Raw genomic sequence first — 19,629 nt, 5'->3', positions numbered from 1 at the left:
TAATTATCTGACAATTATAATTACTGATTCACCACTTTTTTAAACCCAATAACTTTTCACCTAATTCGGTAAGCTGGGCTCTATCATATTTCACTTGTTCCCAATTTCGTGGGTCTCCTGGGAAAGCCTCTCCCTCAGGCTTAATCCTCTCTTGCCAGGATTGGATTCTCACCTCTGTTAATTCCTGATTATTTTCTTGCGCTGGAAACATGGAGATATATTGTGCCAGTCGTGCCTTTTCAGAATAATTTGGACGTATACCATGAGGTTGCAAACTATTAAAAATCAACAAATCTCCAGCCTTCGTCACTACTTTAGTTGGAGTAAAACCAGTTGTATCTGGTTTATGCGGGTCTCGATCAGCAGGCTGCGTTTTCACCCATTCGTCAAACGTTCTGTACAGCTCCGGTATACACTGAAACCCTCCCATATCAATATCCGTATCAACTAAAGACAACACCCCTTGGACATTTACAGGAATCGGGTCTAAAGAAGTATCCACATCCCAATGAATAAATCCTTTATACTCATGACCTGGTTTCATTGGAAGATTTAAATTGCAGCGATCAATACTCACCCATAATTTTTCAGTACCCCAAATATCCACAAACGCATTGTAAATTTTTTCGTACATACGGTTATCCCATAAATATTGATGGTTATACAGCTCCACCATACCGGTGTTCAACAGTTCTTTCATGGCCATTTCACGTGCAGGACGAGAATACCATGTGGACGGATCATGAGGGTCTTTTTCTTCAAATTCCCAGATCAAACTCACAAGCCGATCGATATGATCCTTGGGAATCGCTTCACGGATGACAACATAACCATTTTCTTTCCAAAACTTCCAGTCCTCTTCACTCAATACTCTTAATGGTTCATTATTCACACGTTCATTTAATGGCGTCACGATTTCCAGGATATTGTTCAACTTTTTTTCTGCTTTCATTTTATATTCCTCCTTCTCTTATCAAAACAAATAGTTATTTACTTTTAAAATTGCCGAGATTGTCTTTTGTTACCAATTGGAAAGGAATCATGTTATCTTTTTCTACTTTCTCTCCCTTAGCTGCATTAACCGCTACATCGACTGCCATTTTCCCTTGTGCATCTACATCCTGGAATACAGTTGCGGTTAATTCACCTGATTGAATGGAATTCAAAGCATCTGGAATCGCATCAATGCCGATAACTTTTGTTTCGTTTAATTTTCCTGCTGCACTTAAAGCTTTAATGGCTCCCAATGCCATTTCATCATTTTGCGCCACGATCGCATCCAACTTTTGCGATTGTAACCAATTTTCAGTTAATGCCAGCGCTTCCTCGCGTGACCAATTTGCTGTTTGCTCTGCAGCAACTTTAATATTAGGTGAGTCTTTTAAAATTTCTTTATTTCCTTCTGTTCGGTTGACCTCTGCCGAATTTCCATTAGGACCATGAATAATGGCAATGGTACCCTTTCCACCTAATAATTCAACAACATGTTTCATTTCAATTTTCCCAGCTTCTACATCGTCAGATCCGACATGTGCTGTTGCTTTTTCTTCATTTGAGACCACGGCCAGCACCGTAATAAGTGGAATCTTTGCGGCAGCAGCCTTTTCGACCACCGCAGCACTTCCGTCCTTATCAGCTGGATTTAAAATGATGGCATCTACTTGCTGATTTATCAGATTTTCTACTTGACTGATTTGATTTTCAGCCTTACCTTCCCCATCTGATTCTATTAATTCAATACCTGAAGATTTAGCATATTTTCTGATTGAATCTTGTAAACCAACAATATATTCATTTTGTAAATTTTGGTATAAGACACCAATCTTTATTTTCCCTTTCTCAGTTCCATTTGTTTTTTCTTCCGCTTTGCCAGAACAACCACTTAAAATACCAAGAATCATAATTAAAACAGCAGCACATACTTTGACCTTTTTCATAAACTCACTCCTATAATGTTATTATTTTTTAATGGTGATTCTTTTTATCAAGAAGAACGGCAATAACAATGATCGCTCCCTTTAAAATTTGCTGGTAGTAAGAAGAGACATTCAGTAAGTCAAGGCCATTATTCATTACTCCAATAATTAATACCCCAACGACGGTTCCAATTATGCTTCCTACACCGCCAAAAAGACTTGTTCCTCCAATAACGACTGCTGCAATGGCATCAAGTTCATATCCCTGACCTAACACCGGGGATCCTGACATGATTCGAGATGAGAGAATCATCCCTCCGATTCCCGCTAACAGTCCTGCAATCGCGTAAACGCTAATTTTGACGGAGGTAACACGAATCCCTGATAGTTTAGCAGACTGTTCGTTTCCACCCGTCGCAAAGACATGCCTTCCGAATACCGTAAAATTAAGCATAAAAATACCGATAATGACAATACCAACAAAAGCGATCACGGGAAGTGGAAGTCCGAATAAGTATCCGCTTCCAATATTATTAAACGTATTGCTAAGTCCTATAACGGGTCGTCCATCCGTATAGACCATAGCAAGTCCTCGTGCAGCGGTCATCATTCCAAGCGTAGCAATAAAGGGTGCTACCTTCCATTTTGCAACTAAGACACCATTAATCAGACCGCATGCTAAACCAACTGTTACCCCAGTTATAATTGGAATAAAAATAGAATAACTACTGTCAGCTTGGGCAAAGCTTGCTGCAACAACGGCTGATAAGGCCATAATGGAGCCGACTGAAAGGTCAATCCCTCCGGTAATAATAACGAAGGACATTCCAATCGCTACAATACCTATAATCGATACTTGCCGCAAAATATTGATCATATTGGTAGCGGTTAAAAAAGATTCTGATGAGATTGATAGGATTATAAACAGGATAGCAAAAGCAGTATAAATGCCATATTTAGCAAGAATCTTTCCCGTACTCCCTGACTTTATTACCGATTGCGAATTTACCATGCCTATTAAACTAACTCTTGCTGTCTCTTCTTTTTGAACATTCATCCGATTTTTTCTCCTTTCATAATTCCTGCACAGCACGCCATGATTTTTTCTTGATCAAACTCCTTCCGGGTAAACTCTCCAGTCAATTTCCCTTCACTCATGACAATGATCCGATCACAAATTCCAAACAGTTCAGACATCTCTGAGGAAATAACAATGACAGACTTACCACTATTTGCAAAATCGGAAATAATTTTATAGATTTCAGCTTTAGCACCTATGTCGATTCCTCTAGTTGGTTCATCCAATATTAAAATATCCGGGTTATTTATAAGCCATTTAGCGATAACAATTTTCTGCTGATTACCTCCGCTTAGATTCTTTACCGCAATGTTACGGTTGGGAGTTTTTATTTTTAATGATTGGATTTGTTCATCTACCACATTGTTTTCTTTTTTTTGAGAAATGATATTCTTCAAGAATGCAAATTTTCGCAAATTAACTAAAGTTATATTATCTCTCACCGAACCTGTTAAATTTAAGCCTGTTTGTTTTCTATCCTCTGTTACTAAAGCGATTCCATTGTTGATAGCCTGTTTCGGGTGCTTATGGACCACCTTTTTTTGATTGATATAAATTTCTCCACTATGAGGAGGATATACCCCAAAAATACTTTCAACCACTTCCGTTCGTCCTGCACCTACAAGACCTGCAATTCCAATCACTTCTCCTTTGCGGAGGGTAAATGAGATATTTTCAAAACTGCCTTTACGGCTCAGGTTTTTCACTTCCATGAAGACAGTTTCGTTTTTGGCAGTTTTTGATTGATAGACATCCTTTAATTCTCTTCCCACCATTAAGGAAATAAGTTGATCATGATTTAGCTCTGCAGCTGGTTTACTATCAATAAAACATCCGTCTCTTAAAACGGTGATATCGTCAGCAATTTTAAAAATTTCATCCATTTTGTGAGAAATATAAATAATAGATTTCCCTTGTGATGTGAGCAATTTAATAATTTCAAACAATTTTTCTACTTCTCTTTCTGTAATAGCTGAAGTTGGTTCATCCATAACGATTATATCCGCATTATTTGAAACCGCTTTCACAATTTCAACCATTTGTCTATCTGAGACGGATAAAGCAGACATCTTTTTATCGGGATCCAAATCAATCTTATATTGGTTAAAAAGTTTAAGAGCTCTTACTGTCTGTTCCTTCTTGTTTATTATCTTGGACTTGCCCAAGCATGGTTCTCTTCCAAGAAAGATATTATCCGCAACAGTTAGTTCGGAAATAAAACTTAACTCCTGATGAATCATACTGATTCCATAATGTAAAGCATCTCGGGGATTAGTAAACCCCACTTGGTCCCCTTTTAGAAATAACTCACCCGAATCCGGTTTATAAATTCCTGCAAGGATTTTCATAAGAGTGGATTTCCCTGCACCATTTTCTCCCATTAGCGCATGGACTGTCCCCTTTCTCACAAAAAGAGATACATTATCAAGAGCTTTCACACCAGGGAATGACTTGGAAATTCCTTTCATTTCAAGAGCATATGCATTCTTCTCTTTCACCAAAAAAATTCACCTCTGCTTTAGTTTTAAAATTTTGTGATAACTCTGACTATTGAAATATTACTATCATGATAGTGTTAAAACAATTAACTATCGTGCTGAGATGTCAAAAAAACTATAATATCTTGCTATTCGAATGAATTAATTGAACTCTTGAAAGGTAATAAATCTATTAAATTAAATGGCAACTATCATAAATGAGGGAAAGGATGAAAGAAATTTTATAAAAATAACTGTTTACAATTAGGCATACTGATATAAAATGATAAAAAAGCAAAGAATTCAAATTCACTAACTTGCTAACATAATCTTCACTATATTGTTATTTATAGCAAAAAACTATAATATCTTGCTATAGACAAAATTATTTTGGAAAAACAAATAAAATGGGGGGATGTTCATGGAGAGCTCAAACAACAAAGATTATGATATGGAGTATATATATACACCTTTGAAATTTAAGAACCCCCCAGTACTTGCATACGCCGGGCAGGTCGGTGGTAATCCTAATTGGAACTTTCCCAGCCACAAGCATGATGATTTAAGTGAAATTATTTATATTTGTGAAGGAGAGGGAACTTTTATTATTAATAATAAAAGTTATACTGCGAAAAAAGGAGATATTCTCATATACAATGCGGGGATTATACATGAGGAATATTCAAATCCATCCAATCCCCTCATTACTTATTTCTGTGGGATTTCCAATTTAGCAATTGACCAATTGAAAGAACTTTGTATTATTCCTTTTGAATTCGAACCGGTCATTCGCGAAAATCAATACTCTGATCAAATTGGAAGCTATTTTTCACATATATTTGAAGAATCCTCACTTAAAGGTGATGGATATGAAATCATTTGCCAAGGTCTATTAACATCTTCTATTGCTTTAATACACCGTGCTATAAGATTGCAAAACTTTAAGAATGATGCACGGGATTCCAATTCACTTGCCCATCGAATTAAAGAATATATTGATAAAAATTATAAAAAGAATTTAAAGCTAGAAGACATTGCAGACGCATTATTTATAAACAAGTATTATCTATCCCATGTATTCAAAGAGCAGATGCAAATGACGCCGATTAATTACCTGATCAATCGGCGAATCGGAGAAGCTAAGAACCTTTTGGTATCAACCGAGTTAAAAATAGGGGAAATTGCGAGGATTATGGGTTATGATAACACCAATTACTTTACGTTACTTTTTAAAAAGATGACCGGTGAAACACCAAGACAATTTAAAGAGAACCATAAAAAAAATCTATATTATCTTAAGAATCCTTAAAATATTACTATAAGTTTGCCTTTACATTTCTCAAAACCCGAAATTATTATAGACCTACTTATGCATATGAAAAAAAACGAAAAATTAAAGTTTCGAAATGAAACTTTAATTTTTTCGGTTTTCTAAGTAATCGATTAGTTGTATAAGTGTGTGGGACCAAGGGCCAGCTTAACTGTTTCAATCACTCGATTAGTATTTGGCTCGAATGCAAAACATTGGGATGAAAGTTAATTGTGTCTTTATCAAGTAAATCACTGTCTAATACAACCTGTGTATGGTTAGTATTATCATTTATCAATCCGAAAGCACCGACTGCTCCAGGAAAAACTTTTTAATACTTATTCAATCTTTCCGGTGAACCAAAACTCAACGGGATGCTATTAATAAGCTTAGATAAACTTTTCAAATCTACATCCTTATCTTCTGAAATAATCACTAAGAAATGTTTTTCCCCCCTTTTCGATTTCTTAAAAATAAATTTTTAGTATGTCCACCGGGAATAGTGATATCCAAATTACGGATTTCTTCAACTGTGAAAACAGCTTCATTTTCATACCTTTCAAAGGGAATGTTTAGCTTTTCTAAAACGCCATATACACTTTTCCCCTGCTCTAGTTGTATCATATTGTGCTTTCCTCCTCTAAAATGGTATCAATTGGTTTCTTTGCCTTAGACCTTCCATCTGCGACAAGAATTGCTGAATACAAAACCAATCCAATTCCTAACACCTGCCATCCCCGTAGATGTTCCCCAAGAAAAAGTACTCCAGTTACTACTGCAATGATAGGTTCAATCGTTGCTAAAATGGAAGCCTTACTAGCTTCTAAATGCTTCAGTCCTGAAGTGTACAAAACAAAAGCTGCAACCGTTGATACTAGCGCTAACAAAACCGCTGACATCCAAACATCTGCATATTGAAATTGATCAGTCTTTTTTATTATGTCACTTGTCAATAACATGAATATACTCGTATAAAAAAATGTGTACGTTGTAATGGTCAAGGCAGAATACCTTTGGGTTACAGGTTTACTGAAAATACTGTACAACGCATAACAAAATCCAGATAAAATCCCCATGAACAAGGTTTTCATATGTATACCTTCTTGGCCTAGTGGCAGCAGGCCTACAACAAATGCACACCCTGTAATAGCAAGAGCAAGTGCCCACCCTTTACGAATAGTCAGGGGCTCTTTAAAAAAGAGCCGAGACAGTATGGTTACAAACAGAGGACCTGTATATAAAAGTGTTACTGCAAGGGATAAACTCGATTGAGAAAAAACTTCAAAATAAAAAAAATTAAATAAAGCGACACTTAAAATTCCTGCACAAGCGAAAAAAATATGATCTTTTAATCTGGTACGTAACTGATCCCGATAAAATACTGTCATAACTAGAATTAAGATAACAAAGGTAAAAATACCACGAATGGCAACTACGTCCCAAGCCGTGAATCCGCGAGCATACAATGGGGCAATAAATAAACCAATAAGTCCCCAACATATCGCACCAGCAATTGTAATGATGTAAACTCTTAAACTCGTCAGTTTTTCCATTTTTGCACCTCTTTTTTCCAAAGGGAATGACACCGATTAATCACTTCGCCGTTAACCGAGTCAAACCCTCCCCAGAAACGAATGGTTTCTGCTGTTTCACAAACTTCGCTCTTTCTATTTTACCGCTTTTCCGATTAAGATGCTTTCCGGACGACGAGTAGTGCCTTTGTTTATAGAGCTGGATTCCGTTAAACTCATATTCTTTGTTTCCGGAGCCATGAATAGAGATAGTAGAAATCCAATAATAACAACGCCCGACAAATATACAATGTTACTGCTAAACCATAATTCGTCAAAATGACCGGGAAGAGAAAGGTGCCAATGACAGATGCATACCAATACTGAACAAACAGATAATGGGTACCAAACTGATGATGGTATATCTGGCCAATAAGTTATATCAACATAGAAAAGATCGAGACGACCCTGCCGTCTTGTTTGCATTTTAACTTTCTATTAATTCAGGAATATTTACCTACAATTGGAAAATCATTTTGGTGCCTATTCCTCATTGTTAATCACTGAGTAATCAATGATAATGATAATCGATATCAATGATAATGGTTATCAATTAACTCAGGAGGTATGATTATGTTTATTCAATTTTTAAAGGAAAACCGTTTTGTAACAATGGTACTTACTGTACTCCGGCTCTATCTTGGCTGGCAGTGGTTAACTGCTGGCTGGGGGAAAATCTCTAGTGGCAATTTTGATGCAAGCGGCTTTTTGTTTGGAGCAGTTAAAAATATGTCTGGTGAACATCCTGCTGTGCAGCCTTGGTGGGGAAATTTTTTAAAAGAGGTTGCTATACCGTACGTCGATCTTTTTAATGTTATTGTTCCTTGGGGGGAATTTTTAGTAGGAATTGGATTGATATTAGGAATTTTCACTTCATTCTCTATATTAATGGGAATTACCATGAACTTTGCATATATGTTATCAGGAACGACAAGTACAAATCCACAGATGGTTTTATTAGGATTATTTATTCTTGCGGCGGGAATGAATGCAGGAAAACTCGGATTGGATCGTTGGCTTATGCCTTTATTTGGAAAATGGATTTATAAGAAAGCAGGAAATAAACAAATTTCCCAAAGTGCATAATGAAATTGTCCCCTTTCATCATTCGAAAGGGGGGTTAACTATTTTTCAATAATAGAAAAGAAAAAGGACTTACCATGAAAAAATTAATTGTTTTCAAATTTCTCTTGAAAGTAACTCCTGGCTGAAAGAGCCCAAGCCGAAATTATATCACCAACAAACGATACCAGACCAATAATTAAATATGTATCCAATAGGTTAGGGCATAAACCTTTTTCAAGTTTTCCACTTTGATGAAATGGATAATTTAACTCTTACAAAAGAAAAAAACCCTAAAATCATTAAGATTTTAGGATTTTGGATGATGACCTGTGAGGGGTTCGAACCCCCGACCTCACCCCTGTCAATGGTGGACATACTTTATAATTATAAAAGTATTGTTTTCCTCGTCCTATATCCTAAAATACCAAGGATTATTGTATATATCGTTGTTAAAATTAAGCCAAGTATAGCAATCCAAAATAAAGATGTTATCTTCTCTTTTTGGTTAAGCACACTAATAACCTCCACCAATTAATCGTGATTATCTTGCACTTCTAAAGAAACTAAGTAAGCCATCAAATCACGAATAAATCTACACTCTCCCTTTTGTAATTTCAAATACACAAGGAAAATGGTAAATAGAACAATAAACAAGGCGAAAACTGATTAGTTTTCGCCTTTCTCTTTTTAAAAGATTTATCATTGAAACACAGGCTTATTGATCATTTTTTCTTTCGCCAGCCAAGCTCCACCAATAACCCCTGCGTTATTACCTAGTGTAGCAGTCACAATCTCGACACTTTGTGCCACTCTCGGAAAAGCAAATTTAACAAACTCCTCTTTCAACGGTCGCAACAAGGTATCATCAGCTTTCGAAACCCCGCCTCCAATCACAATTGTTTCAGGATTTAAGCCATTCGCTAAATTTGAAAGAGACAATCCTAAATGAAAAGCAACCTGTTCAACGACTCGGTTAGCAAGTACATCCCCTTCCTTCGCCGCATCAAAAACGTGCTTGGCGGACAAGGTTTGATGTATCTTATAATGTCGTAAACAGCTACCCTCATTCGAAGATACTAATTCTACTTTTGCCAAGCGGACAATTCCTGTCGCTGACGCTACCGTTTCCAGACATCCTAATTTCCCACATTTACATGGGGCTCCGTTTTTCGGTACGGAAGTCATATGGCCAATTTCACCACCGGCTCCATTTACCCCATGTACAACCTCGCCATTAACGATAATTCCCCCACCAACACCTGTTCCTAAAGTAACACAAATTAAGTTTTTAGCCCCTTTGCCCGCACCTTTCCACATTTCACCGATTGCCGCTATATTTGCATCGTTGTCGACAACAACCGGCAGAGATGTTTCCCTCTCGAGGATAGTTTGTAATTGGAATCGTTCCCATCCCAGGTTCACCGCCACTTCAACGGAGCCGTCCTCCTCATTCACAGGGCCTGGCGCACCAACTCCGATTGCAACTAACTGATTTTTGGTTAGATTGAATTCTTTCAACTTTTCTTCAATAGATTTCGCAATGGATGCGGGTATGTGTTTGCCTTTATTACTAATGTCAGTATCGATCTCCCAACTACAAATAATGTCACCAGACAAACTGATAAATGCCATTTTAATCGTGGTGCCACCTATATCAACACCTACTAGCCATTTTTCTCCCATAACGATTCACTCATTTCCTCCATGTTTTCCTGCTCCGAAAAGCGGCATCTTTACAAAAGAGGCTCCTCAATTGAGAAGCCTCTTGTCGTAATTTGAGATTTGTGTAGCTAGAGCCAGCTAGGAGCAGACATTCGCTTTTCTCATTATTTTACAGCTGCAGCTGTTTTTTCAAGATTAATCCATTGACCCTTTTCGGCTGATTCAAGAATTGCATCTGCGATTAATTCAATCTGATAGCCATCATTGAAGTTAGGAGAAAACTCAGTACCCTCACTGATTGCTTTAAAGAAATCATATGTTTCAATAATCTTTGTTTCGCCGTAACCAATACCTAGAGCAGGGATTGGCCATAGTCCTTCACCGTAAGGAGTAGCTGGTCCTGAGTAAACCGTTCTAAATCCTTTTGCATCACTTGGATCATCAGCGAAGCAAACTTGAAGCTCGTCACGGCGCTCATAGTTAAAGTATAAAGAACCTTTTTCACCATGAATTTCAAAAGTTAGGAAGTTGTTGCGGCCATGTGCATTACGTGTTGCTTCAATCGTTCCAATTGCACCATTATCAAACTTAACCATCGTAATAAATTCATCATCCACGTCTACAGCTGCTTTAGGTACATCGTCGCTACCGGCCTTCACAGTACCTAACTTGTCGATGCCGCCAGTTTGAATTGGTCTTTCAGGAATCCATGTTTTTGTGATCGCATTTACATCTGTGATTTCGCCAACAAGGTAACGAGCATAATCAACTACGTGTGTACCAATATCACCTAGAGCACCTGACCCAGCGATTTTCTTTTGGAAGCGCCATGATAATGGAGAGTTCGGATCAGCTGACCAGTCTTGTAAGTACGTTCCACGGAAGCTTAGAACTTTACCAATTCTTCCTTCTTCAATATATTTTTTCGCAAGCGCAACAGCTGGTGTTCTTCTGTAGTTGAAAGCAACTGCGTGTTTAACACCTGCTGCTTTTACTGCTTCTAACATTTCTTTCGCTTGTTCAGCACCTAATGATAATGGCTTTTCACAGATAATATGCTTTCCAGCTTTTGCAGCTGCAATCGCAATCTCTGCGTGAGTATTATTTGGAGTTACGATATCAATCACATCGATTTCCGGATTGTTAACAACTTCTCTCCAATCGGTAGCATAGTTGTCAAAGCCTAATCTTGCTGCCGCATCTCTAGCCAATCCTTCGTTAACGTCAACTACTGTATGGCGATGAGGAATTGCTGGTGCTGGCCAGAAAAACATTGGCATTCCTGCATATGCAAGTGAATGCGCTTTACCCATAAATCCTCCGCCGATCATACCTACGTTTAATTTTTTCATCTTAATATCCTCCCACTATTATCTTCTTATAAAAAGTTTGATATTCTTAATGGATGAAACGTTTATGCTTGATTTACTTTATCAAATTGATTTAAATAGCTGCGGCTGATTTTAGCCCCTTGTTTTGGATCTGGGTAGCTGTCTAACTCAACCGTAATCCAGCCATCATAGTTTGCCTCTTCTAATGCTTTAACCATTTCATCAAATTTTTGATGCCCTTCACCTAATGGTAAAAAATCTCCATTGGCATAATCTTTGAAATGCACATACTTGATACGATCCACATATTTTCTGATGACAGCCACAGGATCTCCACCGCCTGCTTCGATATGAGCTGTGTCTGGGCAAAGATTAATTTTTGTTAATGGCATTAATTTATCTAGTTGTTCAGGAGCCTGAACATTCGTTCCTAAATGAGGGTGATAACTTGCAACAAGATTATATTTTTCAGCAATTTCTATTACTTTATTAAGCGCATTACCAAGAGCGGTATAATCACTTTCAAGAATCCCGTTTGCACGTACTGCTCCGCCACCGATCACAATATGCTCTGCACCTACTTCTGATGCGAATGCCGCTACACTTTCGATTTTTATTAATTCTTCTTCTAAAATATCAGGGAAAATAAAGTTCCCGCCTGTATAAACACCAACCAAAGATAAAGAGTGATCATTCATTAATTTTAAAAATTCTTCTTTTTTATCTTTATATTGCATCAGGTTTCCATCGAAGATTTCAAAGCCGTCATAGCCAGCTTCCGCTATGTCCTTTAACGCTTCTTCCGTTGATCCATAAGCAAGGTAGTAATTATCCTTCACACAAGTCACACCTGCTGGATGACCAACTACGCCGCCCCAAGTATTTGTTTGATAACCTAATTTCATTTGATTACCTCCATATCTTTTGGAATTTAGTGTGCCATATTTCATCATAGAAAAACCGAGGCAAACTCACCTTCAAGGTTAGTAATCGATTACATTTTCGCTAAAATTATTACTCTTCACCTTCAATAATATTAATAGTAAAGCTAAGTAATAAAAAAACCTTAATGTAATCCATTACATTTTTGTTTACAGATGAAATGCTGCTTCCTATAAAAAAGTAATGATTTATCCCTATCTATTACTAGTCCTCACTATCATCTGACAAGAAAATAGATGTTGTATCGCTTACATGAATTATTGTAATCGATTACACCTAAATTTGCAACAACTAAATTTCGATTGTCACAATTTGTTCACGATAAGCGTAGGAGGAAAGGAAATTGTAAATATAGTTCCCTTTCCTTGCGAACTATCAACATGTATGGATCCGCCTAATCGCTCAATAATTTCTTTACATACACTTAAACCTAATCCAGTCCCCTTTTCTTTGGTTGAGAAAAAAGGGATATATAACATCGCCCTCGCTTATTCTGACATCCCACATCCATTATCCTTGATGACAATTGTAGCAAATTCATTTTGAACAGACGCAGATAGATAGATTTCTCTTTCATGCTGATCGTCAATTGCTTCCATGGCATTCTTCATCAAATTCATGATTACTTGTTTTAATTGGTTAGTTGGGATATTCAGCACAACGTCATCACCGTCAGTGGAAGTAGAGAGTCGGATATCCCTTAGTATCGCTTCACCTTCATAGAGCACGGCCATATCTTTGATCAGTTTATTCAGGGAAGTTTTTTGTGCCAAAGGATGTTGCGGCTTTCCTGCATTCAAAAATTCATTAATGAGTTGATTTACGCGATCAAGTTCTTCTATCATCACATCCGCATAATATTCCTTGCCTATTTCCTTCAAATCGGGCTTTAGCAACTGAATAAAACCTTTTATGGTCGTCAATGGGTTACGGATTTCATGAGCGATACTAACTGCCAGCTTTTCAAGATGTTCACGATGGTCCATATCTAAAGCCGCCAACTTACAGACTTGCAACGGAGCCACCATCAACTCGAAGGTTGACACCGTTTATAAAAGAAGCCTTGTTTGATGCAAGGTACACAATAGCTGAAGCAACTTCCTCCACCGTCCCTGGCCGTTTCACTTCAACATGCGGACGATTTTCCTTAAGAAATTGCTGGATTGTTTCATCATAACTGATGTTCAGCTTTTTGGCATTATCCTTCAACAGGTCCTCAAGCATAGGTGTCATGATAAACGCAGGCGATACCGTATTGACAAGTATTCCTTCTGCAGCATATGCCTTGGATAAGCTTTTTGTAAAATTAATCAGTGCTGCTTTAGTGGCATTGTAATGAGGCATGAATGCGTCTGGTTGAATGCCGGATTCTGATGAAATGTTAATAATGCGGCCAAATCCTGTTCTTTTCATAAAAGGAATAATTGCTTTAGTTACACGTACAGTTCCAAAAAGATTGACGTCAAAAATATGCTGCCATTCGTCTATATCTAATGATTCAAAGTCATCAAATCCACTTGCAATCCCCGCATTATTAACGAGGATGTCGACGGTTTTAAAACGATCAATAGCAGAAGCAACAAGATGGTCGACGTCTGCTTGTTTTGTTAAATCGGCTTGAATAGCAAGAACACTTCCTCCGGTTTTTTCGATTTCAGCCGACGCCTCATTTAACGATTCCGCGCCGCGTGCACAAATTACAACGTTGGCACCTTCTTCCGCAAACGCCATGGCAATTGCTTTCCCAATACCTTTACTGCCGCCAGTTACAAGTGCGGTTTTATGTTTTAATTCCAGATTCATTTTTTCATCCATTCCTTTCTATACTAACCTGATAAGATTGTAGTTACCAAATAAGGATTAACTCTAGCTGATACACAGCCCGGAGTTAATCCTTATGTTTGTCTAATATTAATTTTTCACTGAAGCCTCAAATAATTCTGCATGGATAGGTTCAGCAACAATGGGTTCAACAGCTTTTATGAATCTTTTAAAGTGAGGGGTTTCCTCATGCAGTTGAATGGCTTCTTCATCCTTCCATTTCTCAACAAAGATAAAGCTGTTCGCCGCTTCCGGATTTTCATAATATTGATAACTAATATTCCCGGACTCCGCTTGAGACGGTTTTGTTACAAGCCTTGCCTCTTCCAAGAATATTTCACGATAAGGCGCATTTACCTTTATGCTTGCATGAATAATAATCATGGTACATCCCCCTTATTGTTGATGGTATTTCTTAAAAACTAACCTGCGTGTTTTACTAATACGATTTCGTTTTTATTATTTTCTTCGGAAGGAAGCTTCATAAACTTCATTAGATAAGCACCAAGGAAATACGTACCTGCGAAAATCCAAATAACCCCTTTTGCACCGATAATTCCAATAAATAACCCAACGATTGCTGGGGCAATAAAGTAGGACATTCCTGCACCAAAGCTTACAATCGCCATCGCAGATCCTTTTTTCTCCGGAGCAAGCGATGCTACTAGAGCTGAAAGTGGGACGAAACCACAAAGCACAATTCCCATAAAAATACCTGCTATATTCAAGGCCAAGAAACTGCTGCCAAATACTTCAGGCGTGTAAAGCAAGACAAGTAACATGACGCCCATGCCGAAGCTGCCAAGCCATTGAATCGTTTTTTGCCAACCTAACCATTTATCACTGATGTAAGGAATGATTAGATTAAAGATAATATTTGCAAACCACATCGTTCCCCACATTTGCAGAAACTGTTCAGTGGTAAATCCATAATTCGACTTCAAATACATCGGGAAAAAGATTGGCAGGGAACCGATCCCAGTAGAATTGATAATCCGAACCACGCCGCCGATCGCCACTTTCGGCTGTTCGATACAAATGGTGAATCCACTCATTAAGCTCTTTAGCTTTTCCTTTGGATCTCCCTTTTGTTCCTTTTTTACATCACCTTTTACTACAATAAGACCAACAATTCCTCCGACTAATACCCATGCTACTGCACTCCACAACAACCCGATATATCCAATCTTTGGAAGCATGTAAGCAGGGAAATAACTTCCTACAACATAGAGCCCGCCGCTCCACGCTGCCCAAAACAATCCTACAGCTGTTGCCAAAATCCGCTCTGGACTGCGATAAGTAACCCACACTAAGAAAGAGTAGCAGAATAAAGGATAACCTAAACCACGAATCCCATAAGTAGGGAGCATAATAGCGTAATTGTTTAACTTTAAACCATATTCAATAAATAGAACCTGACCGATTAACCAAGTAACAAGACCGATAACCATTACCTTCCTTGGTCCCCACATCTCGGTGAGTACACCAGAAAAATAAGATGCGATAGCTAAGATCGCTCCATAAACCGCAAAAAGTGTGGCGGATTGTTGAACGGTCAATCCCTTTTCAATCAGATAGGGAGACAACCATGCGTGCTCGAGACCGTCACCGGCCATAAAAATTAACGTTGCAACAAATCCCCAAACGACTCCCATTGGAAGTCCGCCTAAAGTACGTTCTTGACCTACAAGCCTTTTCATTTTTAACACCTCTATTTTTATTAATTGGGTGCGAGGGGACGGTTCTCATGCTTCGGAAGCATGAGAACCGTCCCTGTGCTTCCTTAAGCCCACCACATTTCCGATACTTGCTCTTTAAACAACGTTCCTTTTAACAGTGTGATGGCTTTCATTAAACCTTCATCGGTAGACGCAAGCATATCCTCATGTTCAATGGAAACAACGTAATCATATCCTACAGCCCGAAGTGTACTGATGATGTCCTTCCACATTTTTTCATTATGGCCATATCCGACAGAGCGGAATGTCCAAGATCGATCCAACACTTTACTGTAATGCTTGGTATCAAGAACACCATTCACCTTAATATTTGCTCGGTCTAAATACGTATCTTTCGCATGGAAATGGAAGATTGCATTTTCCCTGCCTAATTTTTTAATAGCTTCGACTGGGTCGATTCCTTGCCATACCAAATGGCTTGGATCGAAGTTGGCTCCGATGTTCACTCCTGCTTGTTCTCTTAGCTTTAGTAGTGTTTCCGGATTATAGACAACAAATCCCGGATGCATTTCGAAAGCAATTTGATGAATCCCATGCATTTCAGCGAATTTCGCTTCTTCTTTCCAGTACGGAATAACGATATTACTCCATTGCCATTCTAAGACTTCTGCATATTCTGAAGGCCAAGAGCAGGTCACCCAATTTGGAAACTTGGCACCAGGATGATCCCCTGGACATCCAGCAAAACCATTGATAACTGGTACCTCTAACTGTTCAGCCAGTAAAACCGTTTTTCTCCATACATCATGCGCCTCTTTGGCAGCCTTTACATTAGGATGTAGAGGGTTCCCATGGCAGCTTAGTCCGCTGATGGTTAGTCCCCTGCTTTCAATCGCCCTTCGGAACGATTTGATTTTATCTGGATTCCCTAACAATTCATCGGGATTACAATGACTATTCCCTGGATAGTTACCGGTTCCTAACTCAACGGCCTCTACTCCGATTTGGGCTAATTTATCTAACATGGCTTCGAAAGGAAGATTTTGATATAGAACTGTAAACACACCTAGTTTCACACTAAAACCTCCTTATCCGACTGAACCTTCACCCATTTTTGCTGTTCATGGCTTTCTAAAATGGCATCGGTAATGGCCATTGAAATGTGACCGTCTTCGAATGTAGCAAAATTAGCTTGATCCTTTAAAGGATCTTTGCCATCACGAATAAACGAATAATAATTTAACATCATATTTTTCAGTGCGTCCGGCCAGCCTTCGTTATGTCCTCCTGGATGATGGATCGCTAATCTTGCTTCAGGTGCGAACAGTGCCGGATCGGCAAGAAGAATTTCATTTGGCTTATCCCTGTGTCCCATCCATAGTTTTTCAGGCTCTTCTTGATTCCAGTAAGCAGAGCTCTCACTGCCATCGATTTCAAAGCTTAATCGATTTTTTCGTCCTGCGCTTACTTGTGAAACAGTGAAGACTCCTCTTGATCCATCTTCAAAACGAACTAGTACGGATGCATAGTCTTCTGTATTGATTGAAACATCTTCATATTCTACATCTTCAGTACTTTGTGTGCTGAAAGTGGCCACACTTCCAATTGCTTTCTTTCTAACTGGAATGACCGTTGCTAAATCAGCAAATACTTCTACAATCTTTTTACCGGTAACAAATTGAACGGTGTCACACCAGTGAGATCCGATATCTGCTACTGCGCGAGATTTCCCGCCGACTTCCGGTGCTAAACGCCAGTTAAAATCCGTTTCATATAGTAACCAATCCTGCAAATAGCTTCCGTGAACCAAATTCACTTTCCCAAGGTCACCGTTAGCAATTTTAGCTCGCAGGTTTTGCACACTCGCATGCTGTCTGTAATTAAAGTTCACACCATGTACAACACCCTGTTTTTGAGCCAATGCCAACAATTCCGCTGATTCTTCACTATTCATCGCAAGCGGTTTCTCTGAGATCACATGTTTACCTGCTAAAATAATTTCTTTATTGATCGCAAAGTGCACTTGGTTTGGGGTACAATTATGAACTACCTGAATTTCGCTGTCACGCAGCATTTCACGGTAATCTCCGTATGCTTTCGGAATTCCAAGTTCAGCTGCCTTTCTTTCCGCTTGTTCTTGACTTGTCTCGGCTAATGCTACGACTTCCACGAATCCAAGTCTTCTGATTGCTTCAATATGTGTCGGGCCAATGAAACCTGTCCCGATGATTCCTACTTTTATTTTTTCCATTTGTTTTCCGTCCTCCAATCGAACTTTTCTATTCACCCAAGAATGAATAGAAGTCATTTAGTGTAATCGATTACAATAGCTTGCAAAAAAATATGTGTTTAATCTTAATGAATAAATAATTTACCTATACTTCAAACATCTATAAATGTAATGGATTACATTTTAGTCGAAAAAAATTTAAGTTTATTCATACATTTAAATTAAGAAATAGCCTTTCAGGATAAACTACCTGTTCACTTAGACTAATATATTTTACTCTTTTTATCGACACCTTTATTGTAATCGATTACAGTCTAGAATTCAATATTTTTTTTAAAACTTCTTCGATTCTTTTTTAATCAGAATGATAAAAACTATTCTGGAACCAATAGAATCGCCGGTCCCCTAATAATGATAAAAAGGGAGTGATCCACGTTCACTCCCTTTTTATCATTATTTTAATTCTAACAGGATTAGGCTAAACTACTCTTCTATGGTAAGTTCTTTGCATGATTCACGGACAATGAGTTTATCAGGAAGAATAAATTGATCTTTCTCTATTTCTTCATCCTTAATTAATTTTAACAGTAAACGCATTGCTTTTTGACCCATATCAAACGTTGGTTGTGCCACGGTTGTTAGAGCAGGTTCAAAAATTGATGCAAATTGAATATCATCAAAGCCAACAACAGATAAATCTTCTGGAACTCTTAAACCTTTTGATTTAGCGGCTTTTATGGCACCCATAGCCATTTCATCATTACCGGCAAAAAGGGCTGTCGGAGGATTCTCTAGTGACAAAAATTTCATCATTAAATTAAATCCACTTTCGAAAGAAAATTCGCCTTCCTGTACCAAACTTGGATCCACAGACAGGCCGTGTTGCGCCATTGCTTGGTGAAACCCCCTGCATCGATCTCGTCCAACGACAATATTCAAGGGTCCGGAAATATGTCCAATTCTCTTGTGGTTTAGGCTAATTAAATATTCAGTTGCCTTTCTTGCACTGCTAACATTATCAATGGAGACCGTAGGCAGCTTGGAACCCTCATAGTATTCACACGCCAATACTACGGGGTAATCCTGGGATAATTCTTCTAATATTTTTTGATCCGTCCTAGCGGTTAATAATATCAACCCATCGGCCTTTTTCTGACCTAATATCGTTAAAAAACCAGTTTCGCTTTCGACTTCGTTTCGCGCATCTCCTAGAAGTACTTGATATCCGTTTTCGATGGCAACGGATTCAATTCCGCGCAGCACCGCAGAAAAGAAAGTATTGGTTATATCAGGAACCACCACAAGAATTGTTTTGGTTTCAGATCTTCTCAATTGTCTTGCCAGCATATTAGGGTGGTAATTTAATTTTTTTATGGCTTCTAAAACTTTTTCAGCTGTTTCTTTTTTTACAGTCCCTGCATTACTAATGACTCGGGATACTGTGGCCGTTGAAACATTTGCCATTTTTGCAACATCCGCAATTCTGACCATGTATTACTTTCCCCTTCAGTGTTCGTTTACATTTATTGTAATCGATTACATGAATA

The 19,629-nt window shown here is 38.2% G+C and carries 19 protein-coding genes and 1 pseudogene; 2 read left to right on the top strand and 18 right to left on the bottom strand.

Going from position 1 to position 19,629, the window contains the following annotated elements:
* Positions 1–28: 28 nt before the first annotated feature.
* Genes FS608_RS18660 through FS608_RS18645 form a run of 4 tightly spaced genes read right to left on the bottom strand, consistent with a single transcriptional unit; the run spans position 29 to position 4,493 of the window.
* Entirely contained in the window at positions 29–952 is a 924-nt protein-coding gene (locus FS608_RS18660; protein ID WP_144553796.1) for a phytanoyl-CoA dioxygenase family protein, read from the bottom strand.
* Between the two features lie 34 nt (positions 953–986).
* The gene (locus tag FS608_RS18655) at positions 987–1,937 is read right to left on the bottom strand and encodes a substrate-binding domain-containing protein (RefSeq protein ID WP_144553794.1); all 951 of its coding nucleotides are present in this window, start codon (positions 1,935–1,937) and stop codon (positions 987–989) included.
* A gap of 28 nt (positions 1,938–1,965) precedes the next feature.
* The gene (locus tag FS608_RS18650; protein ID WP_144553923.1) at positions 1,966–2,928 is read right to left on the bottom strand and encodes an ABC transporter permease; all 963 of its coding nucleotides are present in this window, start codon (positions 2,926–2,928) and stop codon (positions 1,966–1,968) included.
* Positions 2,929–2,969: 41 nt separating this feature from the next.
* Positions 2,970–4,493 (bottom strand): sugar ABC transporter ATP-binding protein, encoded by a 1,524-nt coding sequence (locus tag FS608_RS18645; protein ID WP_313958722.1) that lies wholly within the window; start codon positions 4,491–4,493, stop codon positions 2,970–2,972.
* A gap of 400 nt (positions 4,494–4,893) precedes the next feature.
* Between FS608_RS18645 and FS608_RS18640 the strand changes: the two genes are divergently transcribed.
* Positions 4,894–5,781, top strand: coding sequence for an AraC family transcriptional regulator (locus FS608_RS18640; RefSeq protein ID WP_186328808.1), 888 nt, complete (start codon positions 4,894–4,896; stop codon positions 5,779–5,781).
* Positions 5,782–6,112: 331 nt separating this feature from the next.
* On the opposite strand, the gene FS608_RS31790 is transcribed toward FS608_RS18640, so the two are convergent.
* The 4 genes from FS608_RS31790 to FS608_RS18615 form a co-directional block, all read right to left on the bottom strand.
* Positions 6,113–6,217 (bottom strand): hypothetical protein, encoded by a 105-nt coding sequence (locus FS608_RS31790; protein WP_186328807.1) that lies wholly within the window; start codon positions 6,215–6,217, stop codon positions 6,113–6,115.
* Positions 6,217–6,405 (bottom strand): YbaK/EbsC family protein, encoded by a 189-nt coding sequence (locus FS608_RS18625; protein ID WP_144553788.1) that lies wholly within the window; start codon positions 6,403–6,405, stop codon positions 6,217–6,219. The genes FS608_RS31790 and FS608_RS18625 overlap by 1 nt, the downstream gene beginning before the upstream one ends.
* The gene (locus FS608_RS18620; RefSeq protein ID WP_144553786.1) at positions 6,402–7,334 is read right to left on the bottom strand and encodes a DMT family transporter; all 933 of its coding nucleotides are present in this window, start codon (positions 7,332–7,334) and stop codon (positions 6,402–6,404) included. The genes FS608_RS18625 and FS608_RS18620 overlap by 4 nt, the downstream gene beginning before the upstream one ends.
* Positions 7,335–7,448: 114 nt before the next feature.
* Positions 7,449–7,778, bottom strand: coding sequence for a hypothetical protein (locus FS608_RS18615; protein WP_144553784.1), 330 nt, complete (start codon positions 7,776–7,778; stop codon positions 7,449–7,451).
* A gap of 147 nt (positions 7,779–7,925) precedes the next feature.
* On the opposite strand from FS608_RS18615, the gene FS608_RS18610 reads away from it, so the two are divergent.
* Positions 7,926–8,438, top strand: coding sequence for a DoxX family protein (locus FS608_RS18610; RefSeq protein WP_144553782.1), 513 nt, complete (start codon positions 7,926–7,928; stop codon positions 8,436–8,438).
* Between the two features lie 678 nt (positions 8,439–9,116).
* Here the strand turns inward: FS608_RS18610 and FS608_RS18605 are convergent.
* The 10 genes and pseudogenes from FS608_RS18605 to FS608_RS18555 form a co-directional block, all read right to left on the bottom strand.
* Complete coding sequence (locus tag FS608_RS18605; protein ID WP_144553780.1) at positions 9,117–10,100, bottom strand: ROK family glucokinase; 984 nt, start codon at positions 10,098–10,100, stop codon at positions 9,117–9,119.
* 143 nt (positions 10,101–10,243) lie between these two features.
* Positions 10,244–11,431: a levoglucosan dehydrogenase gene (locus FS608_RS18600; protein WP_144553777.1), complete on the bottom strand. Its 1,188-nt coding sequence runs from the start codon at positions 11,429–11,431 to the stop codon at positions 10,244–10,246.
* 62 nt (positions 11,432–11,493) lie between these two features.
* Complete coding sequence (locus FS608_RS18595) at positions 11,494–12,315, bottom strand: sugar phosphate isomerase/epimerase family protein (protein ID WP_144553775.1); 822 nt, start codon at positions 12,313–12,315, stop codon at positions 11,494–11,496.
* 342 nt (positions 12,316–12,657) lie between these two features.
* Positions 12,658–13,338 (bottom strand): annotated as a pseudogene (locus tag FS608_RS18585) (ATP-binding protein).
* A 16-nt stretch (positions 13,339–13,354) separates the two neighbouring features.
* A complete protein-coding gene (locus FS608_RS18580) occupies positions 13,355–14,155 on the bottom strand; it encodes an SDR family NAD(P)-dependent oxidoreductase (RefSeq protein ID WP_186328805.1) in 801 nt (266 codons plus the stop codon).
* Positions 14,156–14,263: 108 nt separating this feature from the next.
* On the bottom strand, positions 14,264–14,557 hold the full coding sequence (locus tag FS608_RS18575) for a putative quinol monooxygenase (protein WP_144553767.1): 294 nt from the start codon (positions 14,555–14,557) through the stop codon (positions 14,264–14,266).
* 38 nt (positions 14,558–14,595) lie between these two features.
* Positions 14,596–15,873, bottom strand: a complete 1,278-nt coding sequence (locus FS608_RS18570) for an MFS transporter (protein ID WP_144553764.1) — start codon at positions 15,871–15,873, stop codon at positions 14,596–14,598.
* Between the two features lie 83 nt (positions 15,874–15,956).
* Positions 15,957–16,928 (bottom strand): sugar phosphate isomerase/epimerase family protein, encoded by a 972-nt coding sequence (locus tag FS608_RS18565; protein WP_144553762.1) that lies wholly within the window; start codon positions 16,926–16,928, stop codon positions 15,957–15,959.
* A complete protein-coding gene (locus FS608_RS18560) occupies positions 16,925–18,160 on the bottom strand; it encodes a Gfo/Idh/MocA family protein (protein ID WP_144553761.1) in 1,236 nt (411 codons plus the stop codon). Before FS608_RS18560 ends, FS608_RS18565 begins: the two co-directional genes overlap by 4 nt.
* 405 nt (positions 18,161–18,565) lie before the next feature.
* Positions 18,566–19,573, bottom strand: coding sequence for a LacI family DNA-binding transcriptional regulator (locus FS608_RS18555; protein ID WP_144553760.1), 1,008 nt, complete (start codon positions 19,571–19,573; stop codon positions 18,566–18,568).
* Between the last annotated feature and the right edge of the window lie 56 nt (positions 19,574–19,629).

Source organism: Bacillus sp. X1(2014) (genome assembly GCF_007678255.1).
This window is presented reverse-complemented; position numbering and strand designations above follow the sequence as displayed.

What these genes read in the sequence shown, in the direction of transcription:
- FS608_RS18660 (WP_144553796.1), bottom strand. Translation starts at nt 952, where the DNA reads ATGAAAGCAGAAAAAAAGTTGAACAATATCCTGGAAATCGTGACGCCA.
- FS608_RS18655 (WP_144553794.1), bottom strand. Translation starts at nt 1,937, where the DNA reads ATGAAAAAGGTCAAAGTATGTGCTGCTGTTTTAATTATGATTCTTGGT.
- FS608_RS18650 (WP_144553923.1), bottom strand. Translation starts at nt 2,928, where the DNA reads ATGGTAAATTCGCAATCGGTAATAAAGTCAGGGAGTACGGGAAAGATT.
- FS608_RS18640 (WP_186328808.1), top strand. Translation starts at nt 4,894, where the DNA reads ATGGAGAGCTCAAACAACAAAGATTATGATATGGAGTATATATATACA.
- FS608_RS18625 (WP_144553788.1), bottom strand. Translation starts at nt 6,405, where the DNA reads ATGATACAACTAGAGCAGGGGAAAAGTGTATATGGCGTTTTAGAAAAG.
- FS608_RS18620 (WP_144553786.1), bottom strand. Translation starts at nt 7,334, where the DNA reads ATGGAAAAACTGACGAGTTTAAGAGTTTACATCATTACAATTGCTGGT.
- FS608_RS18615 (WP_144553784.1), bottom strand. Translation starts at nt 7,778, where the DNA reads ATGCAAACAAGACGGCAGGGTCGTCTCGATCTTTTCTATGTTGATATA.
- FS608_RS18610 (WP_144553782.1), top strand. Translation starts at nt 7,926, where the DNA reads ATGTTTATTCAATTTTTAAAGGAAAACCGTTTTGTAACAATGGTACTT.
- FS608_RS18605 (WP_144553780.1), bottom strand. Translation starts at nt 10,100, where the DNA reads ATGGGAGAAAAATGGCTAGTAGGTGTTGATATAGGTGGCACCACGATT.
- FS608_RS18600 (WP_144553777.1), bottom strand. Translation starts at nt 11,431, where the DNA reads ATGAAAAAATTAAACGTAGGTATGATCGGCGGAGGATTTATGGGTAAA.
- FS608_RS18595 (WP_144553775.1), bottom strand. Translation starts at nt 12,315, where the DNA reads ATGAAATTAGGTTATCAAACAAATACTTGGGGCGGCGTAGTTGGTCAT.
- FS608_RS18580 (WP_186328805.1), bottom strand. Translation starts at nt 14,155, where the DNA reads ATGAATCTGGAATTAAAACATAAAACCGCACTTGTAACTGGCGGCAGT.
- FS608_RS18575 (WP_144553767.1), bottom strand. Translation starts at nt 14,557, where the DNA reads ATGATTATTATTCATGCAAGCATAAAGGTAAATGCGCCTTATCGTGAA.
- FS608_RS18570 (WP_144553764.1), bottom strand. Translation starts at nt 15,873, where the DNA reads ATGAAAAGGCTTGTAGGTCAAGAACGTACTTTAGGCGGACTTCCAATG.
- FS608_RS18560 (WP_144553761.1), bottom strand. Translation starts at nt 18,160, where the DNA reads ATGACTTCTATTCATTCTTGGGTGAATAGAAAAGTTCGATTGGAGGAC.
- FS608_RS18555 (WP_144553760.1), bottom strand. Translation starts at nt 19,573, where the DNA reads ATGGTCAGAATTGCGGATGTTGCAAAAATGGCAAATGTTTCAACGGCC.